Source organism: Synechococcus sp. H70.1, assembly GCF_047502705.1.
Classification (GTDB): Bacteria; Cyanobacteriota; Cyanobacteriia; order Thermostichales; family Thermostichaceae; genus Thermostichus.
In genome coordinates this window covers 56,668-67,626 of record NZ_JANSIV010000119.1, presented here as the reverse complement: position 1 = coordinate 67,626, position 10,959 = coordinate 56,668, and the positions used below count along the sequence as shown (strand labels likewise).

Annotated in this window: 10 protein-coding genes; 2 read left to right on the top strand and 8 right to left on the bottom strand. The window is 60.7% G+C overall.

Annotation, left to right across the window (positions count from 1 at the left end; all coding sequences use genetic code 11):
- Positions 1-85 precede the first annotated feature (85 nt).
- Genes NW827_RS08925 through hisD form a run of 4 tightly spaced genes read right to left on the bottom strand, consistent with a single transcriptional unit; the run spans position 86 to position 3,759 of the window.
- Complete coding sequence (locus NW827_RS08925) at positions 86-1,273, bottom strand: tetratricopeptide repeat protein (protein WP_414503583.1); 1,188 nt, start codon at positions 1,271-1,273, stop codon at positions 86-88.
- Positions 1,274-1,279: 6 nt separating this feature from the next.
- Positions 1,280-1,585 carry a hypothetical protein gene (locus NW827_RS08920; protein ID WP_414360249.1) on the bottom strand — a complete coding sequence of 102 codons (306 nt, stop codon included), beginning with the start codon at positions 1,583-1,585 and terminating at the stop codon, positions 1,280-1,282.
- A gap of 18 nt (positions 1,586-1,603) precedes the next feature.
- Positions 1,604-2,416 (bottom strand): hypothetical protein, encoded by an 813-nt coding sequence (locus tag NW827_RS08915; RefSeq protein WP_414403899.1) that lies wholly within the window; start codon positions 2,414-2,416, stop codon positions 1,604-1,606.
- Positions 2,417-2,445: 29 nt separating this feature from the next.
- Positions 2,446-3,759 carry a histidinol dehydrogenase gene (gene hisD / locus NW827_RS08910; RefSeq protein WP_414360247.1) on the bottom strand — a complete coding sequence of 438 codons (1,314 nt, stop codon included), beginning with the start codon at positions 3,757-3,759 and terminating at the stop codon, positions 2,446-2,448.
- A gap of 276 nt (positions 3,760-4,035) precedes the next feature.
- On the opposite strand from hisD, the gene NW827_RS08905 reads away from it, so the two are divergent.
- Positions 4,036-4,566 carry a MarR family winged helix-turn-helix transcriptional regulator gene (locus tag NW827_RS08905; RefSeq protein ID WP_414403898.1) on the top strand — a complete coding sequence of 177 codons (531 nt, stop codon included), beginning with the start codon at positions 4,036-4,038 and terminating at the stop codon, positions 4,564-4,566.
- A gap of 27 nt (positions 4,567-4,593) precedes the next feature.
- Here NW827_RS08905 and NW827_RS08900 read toward each other — a convergent pair whose 3' ends face one another.
- A complete protein-coding gene (locus NW827_RS08900) occupies positions 4,594-4,869 on the bottom strand; it encodes a hypothetical protein (RefSeq protein ID WP_414503582.1) in 276 nt (91 codons plus the stop codon).
- Positions 4,870-5,053: 184 nt separating this feature from the next.
- Here NW827_RS08900 and NW827_RS08895 point away from each other — a divergent pair, with 184 nt between their 5' ends.
- A complete protein-coding gene (locus tag NW827_RS08895) occupies positions 5,054-5,581 on the top strand; it encodes a TM2 domain-containing protein (protein WP_414503581.1) in 528 nt (175 codons plus the stop codon).
- Between the two features lie 7 nt (positions 5,582-5,588).
- Here NW827_RS08895 and NW827_RS08890 read toward each other — a convergent pair whose 3' ends face one another.
- From NW827_RS08890 to mfd, 3 genes are read right to left on the bottom strand one after another with little or no spacing between them, the layout of a single operon-like run.
- Positions 5,589-6,371, bottom strand: coding sequence for an ABC transporter permease (locus NW827_RS08890; protein WP_414360236.1), 783 nt, complete (start codon positions 6,369-6,371; stop codon positions 5,589-5,591).
- On the bottom strand, positions 6,368-7,291 hold the full coding sequence (locus NW827_RS08885) for an ABC transporter ATP-binding protein (protein ID WP_414403895.1): 924 nt from the start codon (positions 7,289-7,291) through the stop codon (positions 6,368-6,370). The genes NW827_RS08890 and NW827_RS08885 overlap by 4 nt, the downstream gene beginning before the upstream one ends.
- Positions 7,288-10,767 carry a transcription-repair coupling factor gene (gene mfd, locus NW827_RS08880; RefSeq protein ID WP_414403894.1) on the bottom strand — a complete coding sequence of 1,160 codons (3,480 nt, stop codon included), beginning with the start codon at positions 10,765-10,767 and terminating at the stop codon, positions 7,288-7,290. The genes NW827_RS08885 and mfd overlap by 4 nt, the downstream gene beginning before the upstream one ends.
- Between the last annotated feature and the right edge of the window lie 192 nt (positions 10,768-10,959).

Genomic DNA, 10,959 nt, shown 5'->3' with positions numbered 1-10,959 from the left:
CCACCGGCAAAGGGAAAATTGGCGGCTTGCGTCGGCAAAAGAGCCTCCCTTTCCTCCGCCATTGGGCGGAATGCTGTTGGGCCTCTCAGGTAGCGGAGGGAGGGCTCTTGGGGTCAGCAGCGGGGGGCGGCCATGAGTTGCAGGGCCAGAGAGAGGCTAGGAATGCCGCAAAGCTTGGCTCGCCGCGAATGGGATCAAAGTAGGGTTCGGAGGCAAGTAAGGGGCAGTAGCGTTCTGGCTGCAGCCGCAGAGCTTGCTCTAAGGCTTGGAGGGCCTGGGGCACTTGGCCTTCCCAGGCGCAGCAGCAGGCTTTGGCGTAGTGGGCATCGGCATTGTTGGGATCCAGCTCCAGAGCCCGTTCAAAACTCTGAATGGCCAGCCCATAGAGCTCCAAGTCCATCAGCACTAGGCCGCGCTGCAGCCAGAGCTGGGAGCGCTGGGGATCCTGGGCTAGAGCGCGGTCGTAGCTGTTGAGAGCTTCCATCCAGTTGCCCAGCTGGTGGTGGGCAAGGGCGTGGCCGGCCCAGAGGGAAGCAGATTCGCAGCCCAGTTGCAGGGCTCGCTCGTAGCTGGCCAGGGCCTCAGCGTAGCGCTCCAGGTGCACCAAAGCCAGCCCGCGGCTCTGCCAAAGCTGGGGATCCAGGGGATTGATGGCCAGGGCCTTGTCGTAGCTGTTCACCGCCTCCTGCCACCGCTCCAGGGAGGCCAAGGTCAGCCCGTGCAGATGCCAGGCTTCTCCACTGTCGGGGCGCAAGGTGAGAACCTGCTCGTAGGCGCGCAGGGCCTCTTGGTAGCGGCCCAGTTGCCGCAGCGTGTTGGCCTGGTTAAAGCGGGCCTCAAAAAAATCCGGCTTTAGGTGCAGAGCCCGCTCGTAGCTGGCCAGCGCTTCCTGGTGACGGCCAAGCTCGTCTAGCAGCGAGCCACGATTGTTCCAAGCTTCGGGAAAGTCCGGCTTCAGCTCTAGGGCCCGGTCGTAGCTAGCTAGAGCGGCTTGCGCCTGCCCCAAGTGGTCGAGGAGGGTGGCGCGGTTGTACCAGGCAATGGGATCCTGCGGCCGCTCTGCCACTGCCTCCTCGAAAGGCTGCAGTTGGGCCGCCTGTTGCGCCGTCAGGGCAGAGAGGTCAACCGCTGTTGCTGGCAAAACAGTTGTCGAGTCGGGGGGAGCAGCCCGCTGCTGCCGCCGCAGCCACCAGGCCCAGCCTCCCACCAGGAGCAGCAGGCCTACCCCCAGTACCAGCGCGCCCAGGTCGATTGGGGCAGTTGCCAACGGCATGACCTACTACATCATCACCAAAAAGGGCAGGGGATCGCTGGGTCCTGCCGGCGAGATGAGCTCAATGCGCTTTTCGCCAGGGTAGGTGCTGGGATCAATCTCAAAGGTAACTGTCAGGGCCTCGGCGCTGGCCTGCACTGGCTCTTGGGAGCGCCCCAAGGGATCCCCGAAGCTAACCCGGATCCCCTTGCCTGCCGGGCTGACCCGGATCTCGGTTACCTGATCCAGATGGGATCCCTCGAGAGTACAGACGATGATGTCCCCTACAAAAGCCTCCCGCGGCCAACCGCGCCGCACGATGGGTCTGGACATGTTGGCTCCCTCGGTCTTTTACTCTCCATTTTCCTCTTTCTGCTCCACCCCAAAACGGCTCTGATGGCACAGGGGTTCTGCCATCACCGCTTGCCACCCTTCCAGAGAAGAGCTGCTTTGGGGAAAAGCAACAGCAGATGCCCGCTGCAACACCTGGCCGTCTGAACCCACGCTCACCAAGCGGGGACTCTCTCCCAGGCTGTCGGCTACGGCAAACAGCACCCGTCCCTTTGCCGCGGCATCCCAGCCCAGTAGCTCTGCATAGGCCAGTGCTGGGGGTGGATCCCAGATTTGCACCGGTGGGATCTGGCTCGAGCCGGTGGGCAAAGGCCAGATCACCGCCCGATCCCAGCTTAAGTCGGTCTGGAACCAGCCTGTGTACTCCCGCGCCAGCAGGGTGTTGTCCTGCCAGGCTAGCGGCAGGATCATGGCAAAATCCAAGGGCTCAACAGGGTCGTACACAGACGCTGCCGCCTGATAGATCACGTGCAAAGCTTGGGTACGGAGGTTCTCAGCAAACAGCACACTGGTCAACCGACTGGCCTGCGGTGTGGCCACCAAATCCAGCCGCGTGTACACCTGCCACTGGGGATCCGGAGCCGGCAGCGGCTGGCTGCGCAGCAGGCCCACCAGCGTACACTGCCGCTGCCCTGCCTCTTCCTGCAAGGAGTACACCCACTCCCAGGGCAGGGGCAAGGGAGAGGAGCTTTCTGGGGCAGCCGTTGCCCGATCCCTCAACCAGATACCGCTCCCCTCTGTCCAGCCAATCCAAACCGCCAACAGGGCTCCCCCCAGTTGCCACAGGCAGCTTCCCCTGCGCCAGTTCTCCATTTGCCCGACCTTCCTGCCCCTCCAGTTGGCTAGGCCTTGGCCGACAGCCGCACCTGTACCGACCGGCTATGGGCGGGTAACCCCTCCGCTTGCGCCAGCGCTTGAATGGCACCGGCCACCTCTTGCAGGGCTGCCGAGCCGTACTGGATTAAGCTGGAGTGCTTCAGGAAGGTTTCTACCCCCAGCGCTGAAGCGTAGCGGGCTGCCCCTGCCGTAGGCAAGGTGTGGTTGGGTCCGGCCAGGTAGTCCCCCACCGCCTCTGGGGTATAGTGTCCCAAGAAGATTGCCCCCGCATGGCGAATCGCATCTACCAGGGCCCAGGGATCGGCTACCTGGAGCTCCAGGTGTTCTGGCGCAAACTGGTTGGACAAGTTGACCGCCGTGGCCAGATCGGGCACCACCCCAATTAGCCCGTAGTTGGCCACCGCCTTTTCCACCATGAGGCGATTGGGATGCTCCTCGATCTGGGTAGCTACCGCCTGCTGCACCTGTTGGGCCAGCTGGAGGTCTGGAGTAAGCAGGATGGCCGCTGCCAGGGGGTCATGCTCGGCCTGGGCCAGGAGATCGGCAGCAACATAAAGGGGGTTGGCGCTCTCATCGGCAATGATCACCACTTCCGAAGGACCGGCCAAGGAGTCGATGCCCACTGTGCCATACACCAGCTTTTTGGCCAGGGTTACGTAGATGTTGCCGGGGCCCGTGATCACGTCCACCTTGGGGATGGTCTCGGTTCCATAGGCCAGTGCTGCAATCGCCTGGGCCCCGCCGACGCGATAGATGGTGTGGATACCTACTTCTTGGGCGGCCACCAAAATGGCGGGGTGAATCCCCTTGCCTCCTGAGCCGTCGGATCCTGGTGGGGTTACCATGACAATTTCCGGCACTCCCGCCACCTTGGCTGGAATCGCATTCATCAACACGGTACTGGGATAAGCGGCGCGCCCTCCGGGAATGTAGAGGCCAGCGCGATCCACTGGGCGGTACTGCTTGCCCAAGACAATCTCGGGACCAGGAAAGCTCACCCAACTGCTGGGCACCCGCTGCCGGTGGAAGGCTTCGATGCGCTGTTTGGCCAGGCGCAGAGCCGAGAGCAGTTGCGGCGAGACTGCCTGGTAGGCCGCCTCCAGCTCCGCCCCCGAGACCCTTAGCTCAGCTACGCTGAGCTCCACCTGGTCGAACTCTGCCGTGTAGGCCAGCAGGGCCCGATCCCCCTGGCGGCGCACTGCTTGCAGGATCTCCCGCACAGTTGCCTCGCGATGAAGGTTTTGCTCAGCCTGAGTGCGCTCCGAGATCCGTCTGAGCTCCGCTTCGGCCTCGGCTAGCTGGGTAACAATTCTCAGCATGGCAACTCCTTCGCCTGGCTTATTGTAGGCAGAGAGTGAGGGATCCCATCTGCGCCTAGCACGCTCCACAGGGGCTATGGTCATAGCTTAGCCTGGATTTTCCGCCGCCAAGCCCTCCTCAGAGGGCTAAGGGGGCATCCCTCTGCAGTAGCTGGGATCTCCAGAGCTAGCAGTTGTTTCAAGGAGTATTAATTTGTGTTAGGACTATATTACAGTAGGCTATGGTGAAGCTAAAACAGTTGTTGAGGAATCCGTCGCCTCTAGCGATTGCTGACCATGCCCACCTCTGCTCAGCTGCCTACAGAGCAAGCTCTCCAGCCTTCGGTAGCAGCAGACCAGGAGCCTTTCTTGGGGCTGCTGCGGGATCTGGCGCGGGCTTACCAAGCCTTTGAAAATTGCGCCAGCGCTCACATTCGTCAAATGGGGCTGACCGCCCCCCAATTTGATGTGTTGGTAACTCTTGGCAACACTCCCGGCCTGACAATGAATGTCCTGGCCCAAAAAACACTGGTTACCAAAGGAACACTGACCGGGATCGTGGATCGCCTGGAACAAAAGGGGCTGGTGCGTCGCGAGGTACCTCCAGAAAACCGCCGCTGCTTTAGGGTCGTGCTCACTGAAGAGGGGGAAAAACTGTTTGAACAGATCTTCCCGGCCCACGTGGCCTACCTGAAAGAGCGTTTTCAAAAGCTGAGTCCCGAAGAGATGGCTCAGATCCAAGCCTGTTTGAAAAAGCTGCAGGCAATTTTCTACTCGGGAGAGGCTGAGCAGCGGGACTTTTCAGCGGCTGCAGTCGGCTCTGCCTAGGGCCAGATCGAGGAGCTGGCCACTGCCTCACCCCAAAACCCAGAGCATGAAAGCCACCCCCAGCGTGACGACGCCAAAGAGGGCATAGCTGATCCGGCGCAGTGGCTGCAGCTGCATGGCATGGAGATCCTTAAGCCAACCCAGCCCCAGCGACTCCACAAAGCGATCTAACACTGCTTGCAGGGGGTAGGCGTAAACGGAATCCTGCTCCTTGAAGTTGACCAGTACAACTAGAAGCGTGGCGTAGCTCCAGAGGAGGCCCCAGAGCACAGCACTCAACCCGATCAAGATGGGCTCAAGCATCGACCTTCCTGAGTCTCCCGGGGGCGCGACCGCCACCCCCTCAATGGCGTTCTTGGATCCCCCTTTTCAGCCTCTTTTCTTGAAGCTACCCCGCTCCCAAGCACCAGAGAAGAGGCGTCCTGCCCGTCCAAGGCAAAAGATGGCAGACTAGGGTTACTCGCCCAAGCTACCTTGACTGATGCCCATGAGCTCTCGCTACCTGCTGCCCCCTGCCGAGCCCAAATCCGTCGGCACCGCCTATCTCCTCTGGGCATTGCGCGTCTTCGGCATCTGCGGTGTCCATCGCCTTTACCTGGGCAAACCCGGGACGGGCATTCTCTGGCTCTTTACGTTTGGCCTGTTGGGAATTGGCCAGTTGATTGACCTGTTTTTGATCCCAGGCATGGTGGAAGATTACAACTTCAAGCTGGCCGTCTTGCAAGGGATCCGCCCCTCTGGGGCTCCCGCCAAGTCTGTCTCGGCCCCGCCTCAGCCTTTGAAGGGTCAGGCTTTGATGCGGGAGATCCTACGGCTGGCGCAGCAGCGACAAGGGATCCTCACCCTCTCGGAGATCGCCATCGAGCTCCCTGCCGACTTTGACGAGATTGAAAAAGCGCTGCGAGAGCTAAGCCGACGGGGCATGGCCTCCCCTGAGAACAACCTCACCACCGGCGCAGTGGAATACCACTTCCCTCACCTGTTGCGCTCCCCTGGCGACCGGCGCTCCCTCTGACAAGGTCCTACTGGGATCCCAGGATCCCCCGCTGTTTGGCCAGTTGCATTGCCCGGCGAAAGGCCAGCAAGCCCAGCCCGAAGTAGAAAATGCCGCTGGCCAGAGCCATGAGCAGCCGCAGGGGATCCAATCCCACCTCCCGCACCATCAGATCCCGCAGCAGGCCAGCCCCTGCCGTCATGGGCAGCATCTGCCCCAGCCACTTTAGGGATCCCGACCACTCTTCCGTGGGGGTAGCTAGGAGAAAGAGCAGGCCAAATTGGCTCAGGATCAGCAGTTGTTGAATGCGCTTCCAGATCAAGGCAGCAGATCCCAGCAAAAACGAGAAGCCATAGGCCCCTAGCACCACGCTCAAAAGGGGCAGCAGCAAGCTGGGGGGAAAGCGCAGCTGGCTGCCGGTGAGCAACAGGATGATCCCCAAAATGACGACAACGAGGGTGAGGCGTAACACCAAACTGGCGCAGGCCCGCGCCAAAAACAGGGTGGCCGCCGAAAAGGGCGAGAGCAACACCTGCTCCAGCGTGCCCGTCTGGGCTTCCACCTGCAAGTTGAGGGCAATATCGTTCACTACAAAAATCACTAGCGTCCAGAGCACATAGCCAATCACCACCGCGTCCAGCCGTTCGCCAAACTGGGAAGCTGGCCCCGCCACATACTGAGCGCCGGCAAAGAGGGCATAGAAGAAAAAGGTGGTGATGAGGATCCCGCCCAGGGCTTCTGCCGGATAGCGAATGTACTGGATCCAGGTGCGCTTTAGCTCCGCCCAAAACAGGTACAGCAGTGGTCTCATCTCCTCTGCAGCAGCTTGAGAAAAATGTGGGTGAGATCTGCTTCCTCTCGCTTAACGCTAAGCAGGGGCAAGGGCTTGAGGATCTCCAGCACCTGATACAACGCCTCCGAGGAGCCGCCAAAGCGCAGCTGATGGCAGCCGAGAATCTCCACCCCTTGCCGGAGCAGGCGCCCCGCCCGGCTGGGATCCAGCTCTTGTTCCAACTCAATCCGATAAGTACTGGCCGCAGCGGCAAACTGGCGGATCAGCTCCTGCGTGGGAGTCTGGAGGAGGATTCTCCCCCCCTCAATCACGGCCACTTGGTCTGAGAGGGCCTCGGCCATCTCCAGTTGGTGGGTAGTGAGGAGAATGGCCCGACCTGCAGCGGCAATTTGGCGGATCAAGGATTTCACTGCTTGGGCGGCTTCCACATCCAGCCCCAGGGTGGGCTCATCCAAAAGGAGCAGAGCCGGCTGGTGCAAGAGGGCAACAGCAATGGCCACCTTCTGCTGCATACCCCGCGAAAGGGTCTGCACAGCAACATCCCGTTTTTCTAGCAGGCCAAAGGTCTCCAGTAGCTCCAGCCCCCGCTGGCGAGCCGTTCTGGGGGATAGCCCCCGCAGCACGCCAAAGTACTCCAAGTTTTGCAAGGGGGTCAGCCGCCAGTAGAGGTTGCGGTTGCCTTCCAGCACCGCCCCCACCTGGGCCAGCGCACCCGCATCGGCGTGGGGATCCCGTCCCAGGATGCGCACCGTGCCAGCATCCGGCCGGATCAGCCCAGCAATCATTTTGATGGTGGTGGTCTTGCCGGCTCCATTGGGCCCCAAGAAAGCCAGGATCTCCCCTGCCGCCAGCGTCAGAGAGACATCCACCACCGCCCGCACCTGCTTGCCCCCCTGCCGGTAGGTTTTCTGGAGGTGATGCACTGCGAGAACTTTCATGAGGCAAGCTTTGGCATCCCAGCCTCCGGCTCCGTTAAGGCCAGGCTCATCTTATCTAGCCACTGCAAAAGGTTTTCCAGTTGCTGGGCCGGCGCCAGCATCCCCAGCCCCCGTACTGTGACCTTGCCCGGCTGGTAGACAAAGCGGGACTGCAAGTGGGCTGGTAGGGCTTCCTTGAGGCGGTTCCAGGCCGGCTCCTCCATGGGAGTTTCCAAAAGAACATGCTCCTTGGCTGGCCTGATGCGGGAAAAGCCCAGCGTGCGGGCCAAAATCTTTAGCTCCATCACCCGCAGCAGTTCCTGGGTAGGCTTGGGCAGCGGGCCAAAGCGGTCTTGCCATTCCTGGGCTATCTGAGAAAGCTCCAGGCGCGATCCAGCAGCCGCCAACTGGCGATAAGCCTGCATTTTTTGTTCCTCGTCAGGGATATAGCTCTGGGGAATCATGGCCGTAACGTTGAGGTCGATCTGGGTGTCCTCCACCTGCGGGATCTTCTGGCCGCGAATTTCTCGAATGGCCTCTTGCAGCATTTCTAGGTAGAGATCAAGGCCCACTGCATTGACTTGCCCCGATTGCTCCGTTCCCAGCAAGTTGCCAATCCCGCGAATTTCCATATCCCGCAGAGCCAACTGGTAGCCAGATCCCAGTTGGGTAAATTCTTGAATGGCCTGCAGGCGTTTGCGGGCCTCCTCGGTGAGGATCCCATCTTCTCGGTAGAATAGCCAGGCATGGGCTTGGATCCCAGCCCGGCCCACCCGACCTCGCAGTTGGTAAAGCTGAGCCAGCCCAAACTCCTGGGCATTTTCAATCAAAATGGTGTTGACACGGGGAATATCCAAACCAGACTCAATAATGGTAGTGCAGACCAGGATATCGATTTCCCCATTGTTAAAAGCCAGCATCGTCGCTTCCAGCTCCCCTTCCGGCATCTGCCCATGGGCAATGGCAATGCGGGCGCCGGGTACCCATTCCCGCAGTTTGGCACTGGTTTCTTCGATCCCTTCAATGCGGTTGACGACATAAAAGACTTGCCCGCCGCGATCCAACTCCTGGCGGATAGCCGTGCGAATGACCTCAGGGTTGTAGGGGGAGAGGTGAGTTTTAATCGGGCGCCGCGAGGGCGGGGGAGTTTGGATCAAGCTCATTTCCCTCAACCCTGACAAGGCCATATACAGCGTGCGGGGAATAGGAGTAGCCGTAAGGGTGAGCACATCTACCTGGGTTTTGAGGAGTTTAATTTTCTCTTTTTGGTTGACACCAAAGCGATGTTCTTCGTCAATGACTAGAAGGCCTAAATCCCGAAACTGCACATCCTTGCCCAAAAGTTGGTGGGTGCCCACAATGACATCCAGTTCGCCACTTTTGAGGCGGGCCAGGATCTCTTTTTTCTCTTCAGGAGTGCGGAAGCGGTTGAGTAAGCCCACTTGAATGGGATAGGGGGCAAAGCGCTCTTTGAGAGTGTGGTAGTGCTGCTGGGTGAGAATGGTGGTTGGCGCCAGAAGAGCTACCTGCTTGCCAGCGGTTACGGCTTTGAAAATGGCGCGGATGGCCACTTCCGTTTTGCCAAAACCCACATCCCCACACAGCAGCCGATCCATGGGGCGAGGGGACTCCATATCCCGCTTGATCTCCTGGACGGCGCGAATTTGATCCGGCGTCAACGGATGGGGAAAAGACTCCTCAAACTCCTGTTGCCACGGAGAATCGGGCGGGAAGGCATAGCCCTCCTGTTCGGCTCGTTTGGCGTAGAGCTGCAGCAGATCAAAGGCCACTTTTCGCAGGCTCTTTTTCACCTTCTGCTTGGTCTTTTCCCAACTGCTGCCGGACATTTTGTGCAGAGCAGGCGGTCCATCGCCGCTAGCCCGGTAGCGGGAGAGGGAGTTGACCTGGTCGGCAGCTACCCGCAACAAGCCATCGCTGTATTGAATGACCAGATATTCCCGGGTTTCGCCGCCGATGGTGAGGCTTTCCAAGCGCAGGAACTGGCCAATGCCATGGGCTCGGTGAACAACAAAATCCCCCGGCTTGAGCAGGTTGGGATCCACCTGGCGGGAGCTGGCCTGGCGGCGCTTGCGCACATAGGTGGGGGTGGCCAGGCTGTGCTGGCCGAAAAACTCGCGGTCGGTCAGCACCACCCACCCCAGCGTGGGCAGGAGAAACCCCTCCAGATCCGCTAGGCCGGAGTACTTCAGGGCCACCGGCGTGTAGGACTGGAGCTGGCGCTCGATAGTCGGAAAATCTCTGGGGTTGGGCACGTACTGGGCCGGGCAGTCGTGTTCCTGCAGCAGAGCCACGGTGCGGGAGGGCTGGGCGGAGAGGATCCACACCTGCAAGTGTTGCTTGCGGTACTCGCGCAGGGTTTTGGCCAGGGATCCAAACTGGTGGGGAGTGGCAGGGACAGGCCGGCTTTTGAGGTCGAGGACAGCTTCCCCCTCACCAGCAGGGGCAAAGGCACGGGCCAACAGGCGGGGGAAGGGATCCCACTCAGCGGCCTCAAGATCGAAGGGGCGGTGGAAGGGCACTAGAGCCGGCTCGGCAGCCTGGGCCAGCTGCCACTGCTCCTCGGCGTGGGCTAGCCACTGCCGGCTGTGGGCCTGGCACTGCTCCGGCTCGTCGATCAGGATCAAGGTATTAGGATCCAAGTAGCTCAGCAGGTTGGCCGGTGGATCGTAGAGCAGGCCGAGAAAACGGCGCAGGCCTTCTGGGGGAGGCGATCCCTGCAGCCAATGCTGCTGCAGGGCGGGGGAGAGCCGCTCCATCTTTTCCTGCAGCCCTGGCCAAAGCATGGGCCCATAGCCGGTGGGAGTCAGCCAGACAGAGGGAATTGAATCCTGGGAGCGCTGGCTTACCGGGTCGAACTCCCGCAGCCGTTCCAGCTCATTGCCAAACCACTCCAGGCGCACTGGCCACTCGCAGGCCACCGGGAAAATGTCGAGAATATCGCCCCTTTGGCTCCACTGCCCCTCGCTTTCCACCAGGCTTACCCGCTGGTAGCCCAGCCGGGCCAACTGCTGCCCCAACTGCTGCGGCGACAGCTCCAGGCCAGGTTCCAGCTTGAGGCAAAAGCCCTGAAACACCTCTGGGGGGGGAAGGTGAGGTTGCAGGGCCCGCTCCGTCGCCACGATGGCCATGCCCTTTCTGCCCTGGAGACAGTCGGCCAGCACCTGGAACTGGCCCCACACCAGTTCCGGCTCCAGGTCAAACGGCTCATAGGGGGAAGCCTCAGAAGTGGGATAAAGGTACACGCTCTCCCAGCCCATGCCCTCCAGTTGCGCCGTCCAGCGGCCTGCTTCTTCCAAAGTGGCAGTCACCACCAGCAGGGATCTCCCCTCCTGCTGGGCCAAAGCTGAGGCCATCAACCCCTTGGCAATCCGCCCTGCCCCCTGAATGGCTGCCTGTCGCCGCGATCTCAAGCGGGCGGCCAACTCTTGTACCAAGCCGGATTGGGCGAGAAAGTGCACCAGCGGGACAAACGACATCTTCTACCCCCCACTGCCAACTGGGATCTCTAACAAGCCGGGATCCCAATTCTGGCAGGCCCTGAGGAGAATTTGCATGGCGTTATCCCCGCCCCTCAACGGGCCATTTCGGGATTGCGGATCCCCAGGCTGCCAAGTTCGCAACCCTCTTTATTCTGTAGTCCGCTTTACACGAAGAAAACCCCTTCTTCC

What these genes read in the sequence shown, in the direction of transcription:
- NW827_RS08925 (WP_414503583.1), bottom strand. Translation starts at nt 1,273, where the DNA reads ATGCCGTTGGCAACTGCCCCAATCGACCTGGGCGCGCTGGTACTGGGG.
- NW827_RS08920 (WP_414360249.1), bottom strand. Translation starts at nt 1,585, where the DNA reads ATGTCCAGACCCATCGTGCGGCGCGGTTGGCCGCGGGAGGCTTTTGTA.
- NW827_RS08915 (WP_414403899.1), bottom strand. Translation starts at nt 2,416, where the DNA reads ATGGAGAACTGGCGCAGGGGAAGCTGCCTGTGGCAACTGGGGGGAGCC.
- hisD (WP_414360247.1), bottom strand. Translation starts at nt 3,759, where the DNA reads ATGCTGAGAATTGTTACCCAGCTAGCCGAGGCCGAAGCGGAGCTCAGA.
- NW827_RS08905 (WP_414403898.1), top strand. Translation starts at nt 4,036, where the DNA reads ATGCCCACCTCTGCTCAGCTGCCTACAGAGCAAGCTCTCCAGCCTTCG.
- NW827_RS08900 (WP_414503582.1), bottom strand. Translation starts at nt 4,869, where the DNA reads ATGCTTGAGCCCATCTTGATCGGGTTGAGTGCTGTGCTCTGGGGCCTC.
- NW827_RS08895 (WP_414503581.1), top strand. Translation starts at nt 5,054, where the DNA reads ATGAGCTCTCGCTACCTGCTGCCCCCTGCCGAGCCCAAATCCGTCGGC.
- NW827_RS08890 (WP_414360236.1), bottom strand. Translation starts at nt 6,371, where the DNA reads ATGAGACCACTGCTGTACCTGTTTTGGGCGGAGCTAAAGCGCACCTGG.
- NW827_RS08885 (WP_414403895.1), bottom strand. Translation starts at nt 7,291, where the DNA reads ATGAAAGTTCTCGCAGTGCATCACCTCCAGAAAACCTACCGGCAGGGG.
- mfd (WP_414403894.1), bottom strand. Translation starts at nt 10,767, where the DNA reads ATGTCGTTTGTCCCGCTGGTGCACTTTCTCGCCCAATCCGGCTTGGTA.